The sequence below is a fragment of the Stenotrophomonas sp. P5_A8 genome (assembly GCF_056400545.1).
Genome location: NZ_JBFULB010000069.1, coordinates 1 through 15538 on the forward strand (window position 1 = coordinate 1; position 15538 = coordinate 15538).

General features: G+C 68.0%; 15 protein-coding genes. 5 read left to right on the forward strand and 10 right to left on the reverse strand.

The window, feature by feature from the left end:
- Together AC1DQP_RS07290 and AC1DQP_RS07295 are read right to left on the reverse strand one after the other, a co-directional pair.
- The coding region (locus AC1DQP_RS07290) for a YiiG family protein (protein WP_478051344.1) at positions 1–914 on the reverse strand (914 nt) is incomplete at its 3' end.
- 89 nt (positions 915–1003) lie between these two features.
- Positions 1004–1822, reverse strand: a complete 819-nt coding sequence (locus tag AC1DQP_RS07295; protein WP_256776014.1) for an SDR family oxidoreductase — start codon at positions 1820–1822, stop codon at positions 1004–1006.
- A 108-nt stretch (positions 1823–1930) separates the two neighbouring features.
- Here AC1DQP_RS07295 and AC1DQP_RS07300 point away from each other — a divergent pair, with 108 nt between their 5' ends.
- Positions 1931–2617 (forward strand): hypothetical protein, encoded by a 687-nt coding sequence (locus AC1DQP_RS07300; protein WP_457319666.1) that lies wholly within the window; start codon positions 1931–1933, stop codon positions 2615–2617.
- Between the two features lie 7 nt (positions 2618–2624).
- Here the strand turns inward: AC1DQP_RS07300 and AC1DQP_RS07305 are convergent, their stop codons facing one another.
- Together AC1DQP_RS07305 and AC1DQP_RS07310 are read right to left on the reverse strand one after the other, a co-directional pair.
- Complete coding sequence (locus AC1DQP_RS07305) at positions 2625–3119, reverse strand: DUF2867 domain-containing protein (protein ID WP_457319667.1); 495 nt, start codon at positions 3117–3119, stop codon at positions 2625–2627.
- An 11-nt stretch (positions 3120–3130) separates the two neighbouring features.
- Positions 3131–3793: a protein kinase family protein gene (locus AC1DQP_RS07310; protein WP_256776011.1), complete on the reverse strand. Its 663-nt coding sequence runs from the start codon at positions 3791–3793 to the stop codon at positions 3131–3133.
- Positions 3794–3895: 102 nt separating this feature from the next.
- Here AC1DQP_RS07310 and AC1DQP_RS07315 point away from each other — a divergent pair, with 102 nt between their 5' ends.
- Complete coding sequence (locus tag AC1DQP_RS07315) at positions 3896–5896, forward strand: bifunctional DedA family/phosphatase PAP2 family protein (RefSeq protein ID WP_256776010.1); 2001 nt, start codon at positions 3896–3898, stop codon at positions 5894–5896.
- 170 nt (positions 5897–6066) lie between these two features.
- On the opposite strand, the gene AC1DQP_RS07320 is transcribed toward AC1DQP_RS07315, so the two are convergent.
- From AC1DQP_RS07320 to AC1DQP_RS07330, 3 genes are all read right to left on the reverse strand, one after another.
- Positions 6067–6645 (reverse strand): LON peptidase substrate-binding domain-containing protein, encoded by a 579-nt coding sequence (locus AC1DQP_RS07320; protein ID WP_457319669.1) that lies wholly within the window; start codon positions 6643–6645, stop codon positions 6067–6069.
- Between the two features lie 13 nt (positions 6646–6658).
- Positions 6659–8023 carry a UDP-N-acetylmuramate:L-alanyl-gamma-D-glutamyl-meso-diaminopimelate ligase gene (gene mpl / locus AC1DQP_RS07325; protein WP_478051345.1) on the reverse strand — a complete coding sequence of 455 codons (1365 nt, stop codon included), beginning with the start codon at positions 8021–8023 and terminating at the stop codon, positions 6659–6661.
- Positions 8024–8341: 318 nt separating this feature from the next.
- Complete coding sequence (locus AC1DQP_RS07330) at positions 8342–8905, reverse strand: adenylate kinase (RefSeq protein WP_312235992.1); 564 nt, start codon at positions 8903–8905, stop codon at positions 8342–8344.
- A gap of 141 nt (positions 8906–9046) precedes the next feature.
- Here AC1DQP_RS07330 and AC1DQP_RS07335 point away from each other — a divergent pair, with 141 nt between their 5' ends.
- Positions 9047–10303, forward strand: coding sequence for a 6-phosphofructokinase (locus AC1DQP_RS07335; protein ID WP_457319235.1), 1257 nt, complete (start codon positions 9047–9049; stop codon positions 10301–10303).
- A gap of 96 nt (positions 10304–10399) precedes the next feature.
- Here AC1DQP_RS07335 and AC1DQP_RS07340 read toward each other — a convergent pair whose 3' ends face one another.
- Positions 10400–10903, reverse strand: coding sequence for a hypothetical protein (locus AC1DQP_RS07340; RefSeq protein WP_256776005.1), 504 nt, complete (start codon positions 10901–10903; stop codon positions 10400–10402).
- A gap of 403 nt (positions 10904–11306) precedes the next feature.
- Between AC1DQP_RS07340 and AC1DQP_RS07345 the strand changes: the two genes are divergently transcribed.
- Entirely contained in the window at positions 11307–13334 is a 2028-nt protein-coding gene (locus tag AC1DQP_RS07345; protein WP_256776004.1) for a sodium-translocating pyrophosphatase, read from the forward strand.
- Positions 13335–13398: 64 nt separating this feature from the next.
- On the opposite strand, the gene AC1DQP_RS07350 is transcribed toward AC1DQP_RS07345, so the two are convergent.
- Positions 13399–13713, reverse strand: coding sequence for a hypothetical protein (locus AC1DQP_RS07350; RefSeq protein WP_457319237.1), 315 nt, complete (start codon positions 13711–13713; stop codon positions 13399–13401).
- Between the two features lie 281 nt (positions 13714–13994).
- On the opposite strand from AC1DQP_RS07350, the gene AC1DQP_RS07355 reads away from it, so the two are divergent.
- Positions 13995–14252 carry a DUF2789 domain-containing protein gene (locus AC1DQP_RS07355; RefSeq protein WP_256776073.1) on the forward strand — a complete coding sequence of 86 codons (258 nt, stop codon included), beginning with the start codon at positions 13995–13997 and terminating at the stop codon, positions 14250–14252.
- A 273-nt stretch (positions 14253–14525) separates the two neighbouring features.
- Here the strand turns inward: AC1DQP_RS07355 and AC1DQP_RS07360 are convergent.
- The coding region (locus AC1DQP_RS07360; protein ID WP_478051346.1) for a hypothetical protein at positions 14526–15538 on the reverse strand (1013 nt) is incomplete at its 5' end.

Here is a 15538-nt window from a genome sequence, read left to right on the forward strand (position 1 = left end):
TGGTAGCTGTCGGTCACCGCTTCGGCCGAGCCCTGCGGGTTGCCGAGGCGGCCACCGCCCTGCATCAGGATCTGCTCGCTGCGGGTGAGTGGCTTGTTTTCCTGCAGGCGGTCCACGCGACGCCCGGCATCACGGGCCAGCCCATCGGCAGCGCGCTCCAGGTGACCCCACATCGCATCGCCCTTGCCGATCTTGTCGTCCTGGGCCTGCTTCAGCAGGGCCTGGAAGGCGGCCAGCTGGGTGCGGGCGAGGGCCAGGTCCGGCGTATCGGCCGTCAACAGCGCCACCAGCTGCTTGGCATCGCCGACGATCTTGAGCTGGTAATACGCCGCCGAGCGCCCTTCGGCCGCCTCGATCTCCTTCAGCTGGGCGTGACGACGTTCGTCTTCGCGCTTCTCCAGCGCGGCATCCAGCGCATCGCTGGCATCGAAGAAGGCCATGTAGGCCTGCATCAGCGGGCCGTGCTGGGTGCGCATGCCAGCGTGGTCGTCGCGCAGGTAATCCTCGCGGGTGTAGTAGCGGTCGGTCTGTTCGATCAGCGCGTACAGGTCAACGAAGCGCTGCTGGTAGGCGCGCGCAGGCGCATCCAGCGCGGCATCGGCCGGCGTCATCGCCAGCGCCGCCACCATCGGTTCATTGCACAGCGCGACGCGGTGCGACAGCACCATGCCCGGCCCGCGCACGTGCGTCTCCTTGCCGGTCGGGCCCGCCTTCGGATCCTGCATCCAGCCGGTGTACTGCTGGAAGCCCTCGTGGATGGGCTGCTCCACCGCGTTGAAACACGCGACGTAAGCATTCACCTTCTCAACGCCCTCGGTATCGGCGGCGTGCGAGGGGCCTTTGCTGCAGGCGCCGAGCAGGCCGATGACGGCGATGGCGGCGGCGAGCGATGCACTTCGTTTGCGATGGGACATTCAACAGACCAGACAAAAGGGGGCACGCACAGTAGCAGTTGCGCGTGCAGCCTTTGTCGACGACCGGGCCCTGCGACGCTGCCGCAGGCTCAATCCAGGAACAGATCGGGCAGCAGCGGTCGCGACGGATCCACCGCGTAGCCGCTCAGGTCGGTGATACCGGCCTGCGCCAGTACCTCGTCATCAAGCAGGAACTGCCCGCTGAAACCGGCCGCATCGCGGGTCAGCACCGCGTGCGCGGCATCGGCCAGGATCTGCGGCGTGCGGCAGCCGTTGATATCCACGCCGGGAATCATGTTGACCGCATCGGTGGCGATGATCGTGCGTGGCCACAACGCGTTGACCGCCACGCCCTGGGGCCCGAACTCGGCGGCCAGGCCCAGGGTGACGAAGCTCATGCCCATCTTGGCCAGCGTGTAGCCGGTATGCGGACCCCACCATTTCGGGTCCAGGCTTGGCGGCGGCGCCAGGGTGAGGATGTGCGGGTTGGGCGCCTGCAGCAGATATGGCAGGCAGGCCTGCGCGCACAGGAAGCTGCCGCGCGAATTGACCTGCTGCATCAGGTCGAAGCGCTTCATCGGGGTATCCAGCGTGCCACGCAGCCAGATCGCGCTGGCGTTGTTGACCAGAATGTCGATGCCGCCAAAGGTGTCCACCGTCGCGGCGACCGCCGCGCGCACCTGGTCTTCCTCGCGGATGTCGCACTTCAGTGCCAGGCCCTGGCCACCGGCAGCGGTGACTGCTTCGACGGCGCTGTGGATGGTGCCGGGCAGCTTCGGATTGGGCACCGCCGATTTGGCCGCGATGGCCACGTTGGCACCGTCGCGCGCCGCGCGCAGGGCGATGGCCAGGCCGATGCCGCGCGAGGCGCCGGTAATGAAGAGGGTCTTGCCTTGCAGACTGGCCATTGTCCGTTGCTCCTGCGCAATCGTTGATGGGGCAGTATGCCGCGCCCACGCAGAGTTCACCGCTTCTTGACGATAGTGTCCTCCGGTCACCGCTGCGAGGTACTTGCCATGCGCCGTTCCCGTTGCCTGCTGCCTGTCCTAGGCCTGCTCCTGATGACCACGGCCTGCCAGGGCGATTCCTCCGCTCCTGCCCCGATCATGTCCAACGGCGCGACTGCCGCCGCCCCAACGCCGCCTGCCGACGGCGCAGTGCGCTGGAGCCGGGCGGTGGTATGGAGTGGCGATCTGAACAGCTGTCGCCAGGGCGAGGCCGCCGCGTCCCGCGACTGCCTGATCAAGGCGATGCAGAGCGGTGGCGCCGGCCCCGATGCAGTGCGTGCCGCCGAGCAGCTGTCCAGTGGCGGCGAACTTGCCTTCGTTACCGCCTGGCATGAACACGACGGCATCGGCGTGGCCACGGTGGCGTATCCGTTCCGCGCCAACACCAATGAAGGCACGCGCCTCATCGATGCAAGCGGCACGCGCATCGATGTGGACACCGTGCAATGGGACGATGCCCTGCGTGCCGATCCCGGCGTGCAGGCGCTGTTGCAGGCCCATCCGCAGGCGACGCCCTTCGCACCGGCGCAGGCGGCTGGCAGCACGCCGCTGGACGGCGGCGGCGTCCGTCTGCTGTATCGCACGCCGCTGCGTGACTGCCACGCCTGCGCCAACGAAGGGCAACTGCAGATCGGCTATGACTTTGATGCCAAGCGAAATTTCATCGGTCAGCAGGTGGTGCCGGTGACACCGTGAAGTGGCGTCACCCCGCGTAGGTGCGTACCTGCCGCCGCAACAGACGCGGCACGATCCATCGATGCACCGGCGCGACCGGCAGCATGTACAGCCGCCCAAACGCGTTATGGGTGTGCACCACCGTGGCGATCTCCAGCAGATCGCCACGCCATTGCAGCGCCAGCTGCACGCGCAGGTGGCGGTCGTCATCTTCCAGCACGATCGCATCGGGCGTGCACAGCTGCACGGTGAAGATGCCGAGCCGGTCACCCGGCCGTGGATCAACGCTGTCGGGCACCGCACGCAGCGAGCCCAAATCCTTCATGCCGAGCAGGCGCATGCCGCCGTTGCGTATGGCCATCAGCCCATCGAACCAGCCCGGCACCGTCGCGGCCATGTCCTGGTAGGCCTGCAACGCCGAACGTCGCGCGCGCGGCGCTGCCGCCTGGCAGGCGTGTACGAAGTCGGCGCCGGGCAGCTGCGCAGGCAGCACGTTGCCGGCGTCCAGCGGCACCACGCTCACCCCCGGCGTCCTCACGGCTTGGGGCCCTGCCCCTCGTTGTCTTCCCAGTGCAGGATCTTCCGCGTAACGAAGCGGTACACCGGCTTGCCGGTACGGAACCACAGATCGCGCACCCACGAGGTGCGCTTGAGCAGGCGCTTCTCGACCGGGGTGAGCTGTTCACGACAGTACATGCGCTTGTGCTTGAGCAGGTGGCGCAGATCTTCGCGCGCCAGCAGGCGCATCCAGCGCGAGCGCGGGTTGCCGATCACCGCCAGCTGGAAATCGATCAGGGCCGGCGAACCGTCCTCGCGCACCAGCCAGTTGGCTTCCTTGGCCAGGTCGTTGTGCGCGATGCCATGCCGATGCACGCGCTGCAACAACCGACGCGCGGCACGGAAGTAGGCCAGGTCGCCGCGCGGCGGGCGCTGGTACATCGCATCGCCGGCCATGAAGCTGCGGTCCAGCCAGCGGCCGTTCCAGGCCAGTAGCGCCGGAGTGTCGGCCATGCCGTCCAGGTGCGCCAGCGCGCGCGCTTCACGCCGGGCCAGCCACCACGCCGGCAGCCGCAGCCACCACGGGGTGGCCTCCAGGTCGCGGCGGACAAAACGATGGCCGTCCTGCTCGATCAGCAGGATGCGGCCGAAGCTGTCGGCTTTGAGGGCGTGCGGGGCGGGATCGGGGGCGCGGTTCATCGCGCCATTCTAGGCGCGTGATCGCCTGCGATCACTGCAGATGTCCGACATTGACCGGCCTTGGCCGGCAGTCAGTCACCTTCACACCTCTATAATCGGGCGATGGACTCGTCATGGATCGATGCCACGCTTGCGTGGATCTCAGCTCACCCCGTGCTTGCCGGTGCGGTCATCTTCCTCATTGCCTTCTGCGATGCGGTCATCGTGCTGGGCGCGATCGTGCCGGCGTTGCCGCTGCTGTTCGCGGTGGGCGTGTTCATCGGCCTTGGCCAGATTTCCGGTCCCTATGCGGTGGCGTGCGCGGCGCTGGGCGCCTTCGCTGGCGATGGCCTGAGTTACTGGGTGGGCCGGCGCTGGGGCGATCGTCTGCGGGGTTTCTGGCCTTTCAGCAAATACCCGCAGCTGCTCGACCGCGGCGAGACGATGTTCCGCCGCAATGCTTTCAAGAGCATCCTGGTGGCGCGGTATGTCGGCGCGATCCGTCCCTTCGTGCCGGCCATCGCCGGCATGATGAACATGCCGATGTCGCGCTACATCCAGGCCAGTGGCATCGCCAGTCTGTCGTGGGCGGTGCTGTTCCTGGCCCCGGGCTGGGTGCTGGGCGAGGCCTACGACACGGTCGCGGCGGTCGCCGGCCGGCTGGTGATGGTGCTGGGCCTGGTCGCCGTGGTGATGGGCGCGGTCTGGGCGATCGTGCTGTACAGCTATCGCTGGTCGGCCTCGCGCATGGACAGCTGGCTGGCCACGCTGCTGCGCTGGTCGCAGCGCCATCCCACCCTGGGCCGCTATTCGGTGTCGGTGTTCGATCCGCAGCGGCGTGAATCGGTGCCGCTGGCGATGCTGGCCCTGATGCTGCTGTTGCTGGGCTGGTGCTGGTTCGCGCTGTTGATGGCGGTGGTCGCCCACGGCGAACCGCTCCGCCTGGACCTGGCCGTGCACGACGCCATGTTGGCGCTGCGCAACCCGTTGGCCGACTACCCGATGGCTGCACTGGCCTCGCTCGGCGCGTGGCAGGTGCTGCTGCCGGCCACCGCCGCCGGCATGGGGTACCTGGTCTGGCGTCGACGCTGGATGGCCGCCGCGCATTGGCTGGCCGCACTGGCCTTCGGCCTGGCACTGTGCAAGCTGCTCGGGGCCACCGTGCACGTGGTGCGCCCGCCCGATGCCAGCAGTGGCTTCGGCTTTCCGTCGGTGTCGGTGACCATGGCCACCATCACCTTCGGCTTCTTCGCGGTGTTGATCGCGCGCGAGCTGCCCGGGCGCACGCGCGTGTGGCCGTACCTGTTGTCGGGCATCATCGTCAGCCTGATCGGCTTTGCGCGTATCTATCTGGGCGCGCATTGGCTGAGCGATGTGATCGGCGGCATGCTGTTCGGCATTTTCTGGCTGCTGGTGCTGGGCATCGCGTACCGCCGCCGCTTCAACCGGTCGTTCTGGGTCAAGCCGGTGGCGTGGCTGTTCTACGGCGTCTTCGCGATCAGCGCGCTGTGGTATGCGCCGCGCAACATTCCGGTCAAGCTCGCCCGCTTCGAACCGGCGCAACCGGCGCCGGTGGACATGGCCTCCACCGCCTGGTGGCAGGACGACTGGAAGCAGCTCCCGTCGCGTCGCAACGAGTTCGACGATGACCAGCGCTGGCCGCTGGACGTGCAGGTGGCCGGGCCGCTGGCGCCGCTGCAGCAGCGCCTGGAACGCCAGGGCTGGCGGGTGCAGCCGCAGGCCGGTTGGCAACAGGCGCTGCTGATGCTGGACAAATCGGCCAAGCCGGAGGAAGTGCCGGTGCTGCCGGCGACGCTGGATACTCAAGTCGAATCGCTGCTGATGCTGCGCGCGGGCAACGCACCCAACGAGATCTTCGCGTTGCGGCTGTGGCCGGCACCGGCACGCCTGCAGCCGGGCGATGCGCCGTTGTGGTTGGGCAGCGCGCAGACGCTGCACTACCAGCAGCATTTCCACCTGATCGGGATGTGGCGCCCGCTGCGCGGCATCGACCCATCGTTGAACGCGGTGCGCGAGGCGCTCGATGGCCTGCCGCAGCAGGTGGACACCCATCCGGAAACGCAGATGCCGGTGCTGCGGGTGCGTACGCCAGCGGCGGAGTAATCCACGCGTCGTTCGGGCGCGTTCGCGCCGACCAGCACGGCGAACGCATCAACGCAGCCGGCGACGCCTTCGATCGCCGCTCATGCCCTCGGTGAACGTTGCGCGGTCATCGGTGGTCGATCGGGATGCGACCCTACCGCTGCGCTCGGATGGAGCACGTCGCTCGGCCCTTACGGCATCCAGCCCAGCAGGTCTTCCAGTCGTTGATGCGGGTCATCGTGCTGCAGCAGCTGCAGCCGGTGCGGCTCTTCCAGCGGCAGCAGTTCGGCCAGCCGCCAGCCAACCCAGGCGGCCTGTTCCAGCTGCGCCGGGTGGGTGGGCGCGAAGGCCGTGCCGGCCTGCTCGATGATGTGCTCCAGCACCGTGGCCAGCAGCGCATGCTCGGGCCGCAGTTCGTCGTCGTGGTCGGGCGTACTCCATGCCACGTCGGCCAGGATCAGGCCGTTGTCGCGCACCCGTGTGCGCAGTACATGGAAGCGGCGCTGGCCCCGCAGGCGCAGTACCAGTACGCCATCGGGGCCGACGTCGAAGTCCTCGATCCGCGCCTCTACGCCGTAAGCCGCCGGCGATGCCGGTCGCCCCACTTCGTCGCCATCGAGGATCAGGCAGATGCCGAACGTGGACTCCTGCCGGCTGCATTCGCGCAGCATGTCCAGGTAACGGCGCTCGAACACGCGCAGGCCCAGCCGCGCGCCGGGCAGCAGCACCGCGTGCAGGGGAAACAGGGGCAGCGAAACGGTCTCGGTCATGGCGTGCCCCGACTCATTCCTGCTGGAGCTGCGCCAGGAAGCGGCGCGGCGCGCCGTCGAAACCGCCGTTGGACATGAACACCACGTGGTCGCCGGGCCGGGCGATGTCGCCCAGCTGCGCCAGCAGGGCATCGGTATCGGCCACCGCATGGGCCTGGCCACGCACGGCGGCGATCACCCCGGCCGCATCCCAGGCCAGTTCCGGGCGGTGCAGGAAGACCACCGCGTCGGCCAGCGCCAGCGACGGTGCAAGCGCCTGCGCATGCGCGCCCAGCCGCATCGAGTTGCTGCGCGGCTCCATCGCCACCACGATCCGCGCATCGCCCACCTTGGCGCGCAGGCCTTCCAGCGTGGTGTGGATGGCGGTGGGGTGATGGGCGAAATCGTCGTACACAGTGATGTCGTGCGACTGTCCGATCACTTCCAGGCGACGCTTGACGCTGCGGAAGCGCGCCAGCGCGGGGATCACCGTGGCCAGCTCCACGCCCACCGCATGCGCGGCGGCCAGTGCGGCCAGGCCGTTGAGCACGTTGTGCCGGCCCAGCAACGGCCACCGCACCTCGCCCACGTGCTGTCCGCGATGGTGCACCACGAAGGCGCTGCCATCGGCGTTGATCAGTTCGGCATGCCATTCCAGCGACGCATCGAAACCGAAGCGCTCTACCGGGGTCCAGCAGCCCATCGCCAGCACCTCCGCCAGGTAAGCGTCCTCGCCGTTGACGATCAGGCGCCCACGCGCGGGCACGGTGCGGATCAGGTGATGGAACTGGCGCTGGATCGCGGCCACGTCCGGAAAAATGTCGGCGTGGTCGTACTCGAGGTTGTTGAGGATCGCCACCAGCGGCCGGTAGTGCACGAACTTGCTGCGCTTGTCGAAGAAGGCGGTGTCGTACTCGTCGGCCTCGACCACGAACTCACGCCCCTGCCCCAGTCGCGCCGACACGCCGAAGTCTTCGGCCACGCCGCCGATCAGGAAGCCCGGCTCGCGCCCGGCGGCCTGCAGCAGCCAGGTCAGGATGGTGGTGGTGGTGGTCTTGCCGTGGGTGCCGGCGACGGCGAGCGTGTCGCGGCCCGGCAACACCTGTTCGGACAGCCACTGCGCGCCGGAAATATAGCGCTGGCCGGCGTCCAGCACCGCTTCCACCGCCGGGTTGCCGCGCGACAAGGCGTTGCCGACGATCACCGCATCGCAGTCGCCCGAAACGCTGTCGGCCCGGTAGCCCGGGTCCAGGGCGATGCCCAGCTGTTCCAGCTGGGTGGACATCGGCGGATAGATCGCCTGATCGCTGCCATGGACCGTATGGCCCAGTTCCCGCGCCAGCGCGGCCACGCCGCCCATGAAGGTGCCGGCAATACCAAGGATGTGAATCGTGCTCATGCGTTGGATTGTCGCCGATCCCCTGCGTCGTGGGCCATGGTCGGCAGACAATTCCTCATGCGCGCGCCGGAATTCAGTCGCCGGGTGTCGGGGAATCCCCGATAGCGATGTACTGTGAAGACGGACACAATGGAACCGGCCAGCCTCAGCACCCCATTGGTCCTACTCCCCAAGAGGCCATCCCCAGGGGAGCTCATGCTGCGGGGCTCTGAGCAAGCCCGTTCGCTGGCACCTCCACACCACGCGCCTGGCCCCTTCGGGGGCCGGGCGTGTGCGTTCATGGGCCAGGCAGGCGCCGCGCATGCGGCGCCGGGTGACTCAGCCGTGGATCGCCGCGCGGATGCGCGCTTCCACCGCGTCCAGCTCACCGACGCCATCGACGCGAGCCAGGGTGCCGCGGCCGGCGTAGAAGTCGACCACCGGGGCGGTCTGGTCGTTGTAGACCTGCAGGCGCTGACGCACCGATTCGGGATTGTCGTCGGCGCGGCCCTGCTCGGCGGCACGGCCGGCGATGCGCTCGACCAGCAGTTCGGTCGGCACGTCCAGCTGCACCACCGCATCCAGCGGCTGGCCGATCTTGGCCAGCAGGGTGTCCAGCGCGTTGGCCTGGGCCACGTTGCGCGGGTAACCGTCGAGGATGAAGCCGTTGGCCACGTCAGCCTGGCCCAGTCGCGATTCGAGCATGCCCAGCAGGATGTCGTCGGACACCAGGTTGCCCGCGTCCATCACCGCCTTGGCCTGCTTGCCCAGCTCGGTGCCGGCGGCCACTTCGGCACGCAACAGGTCGCCGGTGGAAATGTGCGCAATCGACAGGTGTTCCTTCAGGCGCGTCGCCTGTGTCCCCTTGCCCGAACCGGGCGGTCCCAACAGAACCAATCGCATCAACCTGACTCCAACTTGGTAAGAAAATGGAAGGGCGCGCGCCCCGGGATTGTCCACAATCACGCTGCACCGCAATACGCGCACTTTACCCCATACCGGTAATGTCTCTGCAATGTCCTTCCCCCAGACCAAGGTCGACCCATGTCCAAAGGTACCCTGCTCTACGCCCAGTCAGGCGGCGTCACCGCCGTCATCAACGCCACCGCCTCGGCGGTCATCAGCACCGCCCGGGCCAAGGGAATCAAGGTCTTGGCCGCGCGCAACGGCATCCTCGGCGCGCTCCGCGAGGAGCTGATCGATACCACCAAGGAATCGGCGGCGGCGATCGCCGCGCTGGCCCATACCCCCGGCGGAGCGTTCGGCTCGTGCCGCTACAAGCTGAAATCGATCGAGGCCGACCGGGCCAAATATGAGCGCCTGCTGGAGGTGCTCCGGGCCCATGACGTGCGCTGGTTCCTCTACAACGGCGGCAACGATTCGGCCGACACCGCGTGGAAGGTGTCGCAGCTGGCCAAGGCCTTCGACTACGACCTGACCTGCATCGGCGTGCCCAAGACCATCGACAACGACCTGGCGGTGACCGACACCTGCCCCGGCTTCGGGTCGGCGGCCAAGTACACGGCCGTGTCGGTGCGCGAAGCGGCACTGGACGTGGCGGCGATGGCCGAGACCTCGACCAAGGTATTCGTCTACGAGGCGATGGGCCGCCACGCCGGTTGGCTGGCGGCGGCGGCCGGGCTGGCTGGCGAAGGCCCCGATGACGCCCCGCACATCATCCTGCTGCCCGAACGCGCCTACGACGAGGCCGCGTTCCTGGCCAAGGTCAAGCAGGTGGTCGAGCGCGTGGGGCACTGCGTGGTGGTGGCCTCCGAAGGCATCCAGACCGCCGACGGCCGCTTCGTCGCCGATGCCGGCGGCGGCAAGGACTCGTTCGGGCATACCCAGCTGGGCGGCGTCGCCTCGCAGCTGGCTGCACGGGTCAAGGACACGCTGGGCTACAAGGTGCATTGGACCTTGCCCGACTATCTGCAGCGCTCGGCCCGGCATATCGCCTCCAAGACCGACTGGGAGCAGGCGCAGGCGGTCGGCAAGGCGGCGGTGCAGTTCGCGCTGAAGGGCCAGAACGCGGTGATGCCGGTGATCGTACGCGGCAGCGACAAACCGTACCGCTGGAAGATCGAGGCCGCGCCCCTGCACAAGGTGGCCAACCACGAGAAGAAAATGCCGGCCGGTTTCATCCGCAAGGACGGCTTCGGCATCACCGCCAAGGCGCGCGCCTACCTGTCACCGCTGATCAAGGGCGAAGCGCCGTTGCCCTACGGCGCCGACGGCCTGCCCAAGTACGTCACGCTGAAGAACGTGGCAGTGAAGAAGAAACTGCCTGCGTTCAAAGCGTAAACCACTGCAGCAATAACGGCCGCTGGTGGGCTCCGTCGGGGATCAGGCGATCCCGGGGAGCCGGCCAGCGGCCTTCATTACTGTCACGCAAGCTGCTCAGTTGCAGGGCTTGCCTTCCACCTTCAGCTGCGCGGCAAACATCGGCACCTGCGCGATCTTGCCGGCGGCCGCCTGTTTCTTGGCCTCTTCCAGGTAGATCCGGGACTGGCCCTGGCCATCCAGCTCGGGCTTCTGCGCGACCGGCATGCGCCATACCCGCACGACCGCCTGCTGTGCGGGGCACGCGGCGCTGGGGACGCGGATCACATCATTGAGCTTCCAGCCCTTGGCCTGACTGGGCTGGGCCTTGTCGAAATCGACGAAACGCGCACGCGGCTGGCACTGCTCGCTGGTGCGCACCACAGCGAATTTGTAGGGCTGCGCGGCATCGGCGGTGAACATGCCCTCCAGCCGCGCACAGGCCTCGGGAATCTGGCGCAGCGTATGCGCCGCGCCCACCGCCTGCGGCGCACCGGCGGCGCGTTGCAGCTCGGGGGTTTCGGCGGCGCTGGCCGCGATGGCGGGCAGCAGCGCGAGCCAGAGCAGGTGACGGGTGGACATGGCAGGACTCCGGGAGCTGGGGATGGAGCGAGGCTGCCAGCGGATGGCTGAACGGCGTGGCAAGGCGTCCCATCAACGCGTAGCTGGATCCAGAGGGCTGGCCACCAGCCCCCTGAGTCAGGGGGCAGCCGCGAAGCGGCGGGGGACTGGATGCTGATAAGAGGGGCCCGTGGTTTGCGCAGCAAACCATGGGGCGACAGCGCGCATGCGATGGCGCGTACCCGGCACTACCGGTCTGCGGGAGAATGCCCGCATACTCGGGTCACCAGGGATTGCTGAACACCGCCACACGCTTGAGGACCGGGTACGGTCTGAACGGGTTGGTCCAAGGTTGCAGCCCGTTGTGCCCCGCGTGGAGAGGTTCGTCCGTTCACTGGATGCCATCCATCACCCGGGAGGGGACATGCTGGAACGTTACGGGCTTTCTCTGGCGCTGTTCTGCGCCATTCTCGCGATTCTCTACGGCATCGTGTCGGCACGCTGGATTCTCCGGCAACCGGCTGGCAATGCCCGCATGCAGGAAATCGCCGCCGCCATCCAGGAAGGCGCGCGCGCCTATCTCAACCGTCAATACCTCACCATCGGCATCGCCGGCGCCGTGCTGTTCGTGCTGGTCGGCGTCTTTCTCAGCTGGTACACCGCGATCGGGTTTGCGATCGGCGCGGTGCTGTCCGGCGCGGCCGGTTACATCGGCATGAACGTGTCGGTACGCGCCAACGTGCGTACCGCCGAAGCGGCGCGCAACGGCCTCAGTGCGGCGATGGACGTCGCCTTCCGGGGCGGCGCGATCACCGGCATGCTGGTGGTCGGGCTCGGCCTGCTGGGCGTGGCCGGCTACTACGCGCTGCTGCTGCGGCTCGGTCTGGAAACCGGGCAGGCGCTGCACGCGCTGGTCGGGCTGGCGTTCGGTTCGTCGTTGATCTCGATCTTCGCGCGTCTGGGCGGCGGCATCTTCACCAAGGGGGCCGACGTCGGCGCGGATCTGGTGGGCAAGGTCGAGGCCGGCATTCCCGAGGATGATCCGCGCAACCCGGCGGTGATCGCCGACAACGTTGGTGACAACGTCGGCGACTGCGCCGGCATGGCGGCCGACCTGTTCGAGACCTACGCGGTGACGGTGATCGCCACGATGCTGCTGGGCAGCCTGATGCTGGCCGAAGCCGGGCGCAACGCGATCCTGTATCCGCTGGTGCTGGGCGGTGTGTCGATCATCGCCTCGATCATCGGCGCGCTGTTCGTCAAGGTGAAGCCGGGTGGCTCGATCATGGGCGCGCTGTACAAGGGCGTGATCGTGTCCGGCGTGCTGGCGGCGATCGCGTTCTATCCAATCACCATCCAGTTGATGCCGGACAACGCACACGGTGCGCTGAACCTGTACTTCTGCGCCCTGGTCGGCCTGGTGCTCACCGGCCTGATCGTGTGGATCACCGAGTACTACACCGGCACCCAGTACAAGCCGGTGCAGCACGTGGCGCAGGCATCCACCACTGGGCACGGCACCAACATCATCGCCGGGCTCGGGGTCTCGATGAAGTCCACGGCCCTGCCGGTGATCGCGGTCTGCGTGGCGATCTGGCTGGCGCACTACTTCGGCGGCCTGTACGGCATCGCCATCGCCGCCACCGCGATGCTGTCGATGGCCGGCATGATCGTCGCGCTGGATGCCTACGGCCCGATCACCGACAACGCCGGCGGCATCGCCGAGATGGCCGAGTTGCCCTCCGCCATCCGCGACATCACCGATCCGCTGGATGCCGTTGGCAACACCACCAAGGCGGTGACCAAGGGCTATGCGATCGGCTCGGCGGCACTGGCCGCGCTGGTGCTGTTCGCCGATTACACGCATAACCTGCAGGCCGCCAACCCCGGGGAGGTGTTCGCCTTCGACCTGTCCGACCACACGGTGATCATCGGCCTGCTGATCGGCGGCCTGATCCCCTACCTGTTCGGTGCGATGGCGATGGAGGCCGTGGGCCGGGCGGCGGGTGCGGTAGTGGAGGAAGTGCGCCGCCAGTTCCGCGAGATCCCCGGGATCATGGAGGGCACCGGCAAACCGCAGTACGACCGCGCCGTGGACATGCTGACCCGCTCGGCGATCCGGGAAATGATCGTGCCCTCGCTGCTGCCGGTGGCGGTCCCGGTGGTGGTCGGCCTGCTGCTCGGGCCGCGCGCGCTGGGTGGCCTGCTGATCGGCACCATCGTCACCGGCCTGTTCGTGGCGATCTCGATGACCACCGGCGGCGGTGCGTGGGACAACGCCAAAAAGTACATCGAAGATGGCCACTTCGGCGGCAAGGGAAGCGAGGCGCACAAGGCCGCGATCACGGGCGATACGGTCGGCGATCCTTACAAGGACACGGCAGGCCCGGCGATCAATCCGTTGATCAAGATCATCAACATCGTGGCATTGCTGCTGGTGCCGTTGCTGTAGAACGCGGCAGGGGTGCATGTCCCGGCCGTGCCGGGGCATGCGCGCCTTTGCAGGAGCGCACACTCTACGCGCGGCGCAGCTTCACCGCCCACCAGACCATGAGCATGACGCCGCCCACTGCCCACAGGGCGGCCATGGCCAGCAACAGGTCCGGCAGGTCTTCGAACCGCAGGGGGCTGCCGAGGAACGCCGCCGCACAGAGGGCCAACCCGACGCCACTGGGCAGACGGGCACCGTGCCACGCCGTATACGCGAACAGCGGAGCCAACGCGCCGGTGAGCGTGATCGCCGCGACGAACGGGGCCAGCGAAAGCAGCGCAACGAGCAACGCGATGACGGCGGCAGCCCATGCAACAACGGTGGCACGTCTGCGATGCATCCCTGTCCCTCCCGAATGCGGCCATCCGTGCCGTGGTGCCGAGGATGCTAGTGCCACCTCGCTGCGCAGGCAACGCAGGGGCCACGCCCGGGTTCAGCGGCGACGGATGAAAAAATTCCACCGGCACCATGACCGCCACCGGGTCGCCGCGCTGTCCACCGCGGCCAGCGGCGCGGCGACCCTGTGCATCGCCGGGCGCCCTGCCCCCGCTCCGGCGATGCGGCGCTCACGCGGCTGCATCGATAATGGGGACCCCCCTTTTTTGCGGAGACCACCTCATGATGATCACCACCGAACCGCGCATGGGCAATCTGTTCCTGCAGCTCGGGCTGGAGGCGTCCGACGAGGCGATCGCCGGCTTCATCCGTGCCCACCAGCTGCCGACCGAGGTCGCCCTGGTCGACGCACCGTATTGGAACGACGGGCAACGTCAGTTCCTCGCCGAACAGCTCAAGTCCGATGCCGACTGGGCGATCATCGTCGATGAACTCAGCGAAGCGCTGCATGCCGACGCCGTGGCGCAGCAGACCGGCGTGTAATGACAACGCAGGGACCGGCAGCTGCCGGTCCCTGCGCACCAGGTAGGTTGGATCACGTCTTCGGTCCCGCCATCATGTTGCCCCGGTTGCATTGCACCGGCCGCAGCAACGCCGGGCGTCCGCGGATCCGCATCCCGGTGCGGGCGGAGGCATCGGTGGTCATGCGACAGACACAGGGCCGGGGCGGAAGGCGCGTCAGGTCCCCCGCAAATGCAGATGCGTCGTGCCTGCCCGCCTCATCCGCTACCGCGCCTGCGGCGATCACACGGCAGCTCACAGGCAGGTAGTCAACCCTTCGTACACCGTAGTGCTGGTCCCCGGTAGAAGGGTGTCGATGGCGTCCTGCCCGTGAAGCGTATCCAGCAGCAGCGGCAAGGGGGTGTAAGACGCCAGCGGCAGGCGGCAGGCCCAATCGCGGGCATCCACGGTGACCGCACCGGTGGCAGCCTCCACCGCCATGTTGCTGCCGGCGAATGTCCACCGGCACTCCCCCACCCGGCCGCTGGCGGCGTGCACCGAACAGCGCAGGCGCATGGCCTGCAGGTTGTAGTACTCGCCTTCGCAGAAGGTGTCGCCGCAGATGTCATCGAAGCCGCGCACCAGCGCCTGTTCAAGCGCACGTAAACGCGCCCCACCCTGGCCCTGGCGGGGATAATCCCGCGCGTCCACGTAGCGGGCCGACGCTGCCGCGCGCGCCGACCGCCGGGTCTGCTGGAGGCAGTCGCCCACCGCCTCGCCGATGGACATCGCGGCACCGGGCAGCACGATATCCAGCGCGTCGGCGCTTTCCAGGGAAGCATGGAAGGCCTCCACCGCCACTCCCTTGCCCAGCGGCAAAGGGCAGTCCCAGCGTCGGTTGTCCACCCGCACCTCGCCCGTGTCCGGCGCTACCTGCAGTTCGCTGGCAATGAACAGCCAGTTGCAGGCATGCACCTGCGCACGGGCCGCATTGACCGAGCAGCGTAGTTGCAGCGCGCGCAGATTGCTGTAGTCGCCTTCGCAGAGGGTATCGGCACAGACTGCGTCAAAGCGGCTCGCCAGGTGGGCTTCCAGGGAATAGAAGCGATCCCAGTTGGCCTCGTTGCGGGGGAAATCCACCAGGTCGATGAACGGCCGGGCAAGCAGGGGGGCGCTGGGCAGTGCCAGCAGCAGGGCAAACACTCGCAGCAGCAACCGGTGACGCATGTCCATGGCCAGACTCCAGCAGAAGGAGGGACCAGCCTCGCCGATCGCGGGGTGCAGCCCCATCCGGGCAGGCCGCGCCGGGCCGTGGGGAAACCCTCCAC

Excerpts from the sequence above, each read along its gene's own strand:
- AC1DQP_RS07295 (WP_256776014.1), bottom strand. The coding sequence starts at position 1,822 with ATGGCCAGTCTGCAAGGCAAGACCCTCTTCATTACCGGCGCCTCGCGC.
- AC1DQP_RS07300 (WP_457319666.1), top strand. The coding sequence starts at position 1,931 with ATGCGCCGTTCCCGTTGCCTGCTGCCTGTCCTAGGCCTGCTCCTGATG.
- AC1DQP_RS07310 (WP_256776011.1), bottom strand. The coding sequence starts at position 3,793 with ATGAACCGCGCCCCCGATCCCGCCCCGCACGCCCTCAAAGCCGACAGC.
- AC1DQP_RS07315 (WP_256776010.1), top strand. The coding sequence starts at position 3,896 with ATGGACTCGTCATGGATCGATGCCACGCTTGCGTGGATCTCAGCTCAC.
- AC1DQP_RS07320 (WP_457319669.1), bottom strand. The coding sequence starts at position 6,645 with ATGACCGAGACCGTTTCGCTGCCCCTGTTTCCCCTGCACGCGGTGCTG.
- mpl (WP_478051345.1), bottom strand. The coding sequence starts at position 8,023 with ATGAGCACGATTCACATCCTTGGTATTGCCGGCACCTTCATGGGCGGC.
- AC1DQP_RS07330 (WP_312235992.1), bottom strand. The coding sequence starts at position 8,905 with ATGCGATTGGTTCTGTTGGGACCGCCCGGTTCGGGCAAGGGGACACAG.
- AC1DQP_RS07335 (WP_457319235.1), top strand. The coding sequence starts at position 9,047 with ATGTCCAAAGGTACCCTGCTCTACGCCCAGTCAGGCGGCGTCACCGCC.
- AC1DQP_RS07340 (WP_256776005.1), bottom strand. The coding sequence starts at position 10,903 with ATGTCCACCCGTCACCTGCTCTGGCTCGCGCTGCTGCCCGCCATCGCG.
- AC1DQP_RS07345 (WP_256776004.1), top strand. The coding sequence starts at position 11,307 with ATGCTGGAACGTTACGGGCTTTCTCTGGCGCTGTTCTGCGCCATTCTC.
- AC1DQP_RS07350 (WP_457319237.1), bottom strand. The coding sequence starts at position 13,713 with ATGCATCGCAGACGTGCCACCGTTGTTGCATGGGCTGCCGCCGTCATC.
- AC1DQP_RS07355 (WP_256776073.1), top strand. The coding sequence starts at position 13,995 with ATGATCACCACCGAACCGCGCATGGGCAATCTGTTCCTGCAGCTCGGG.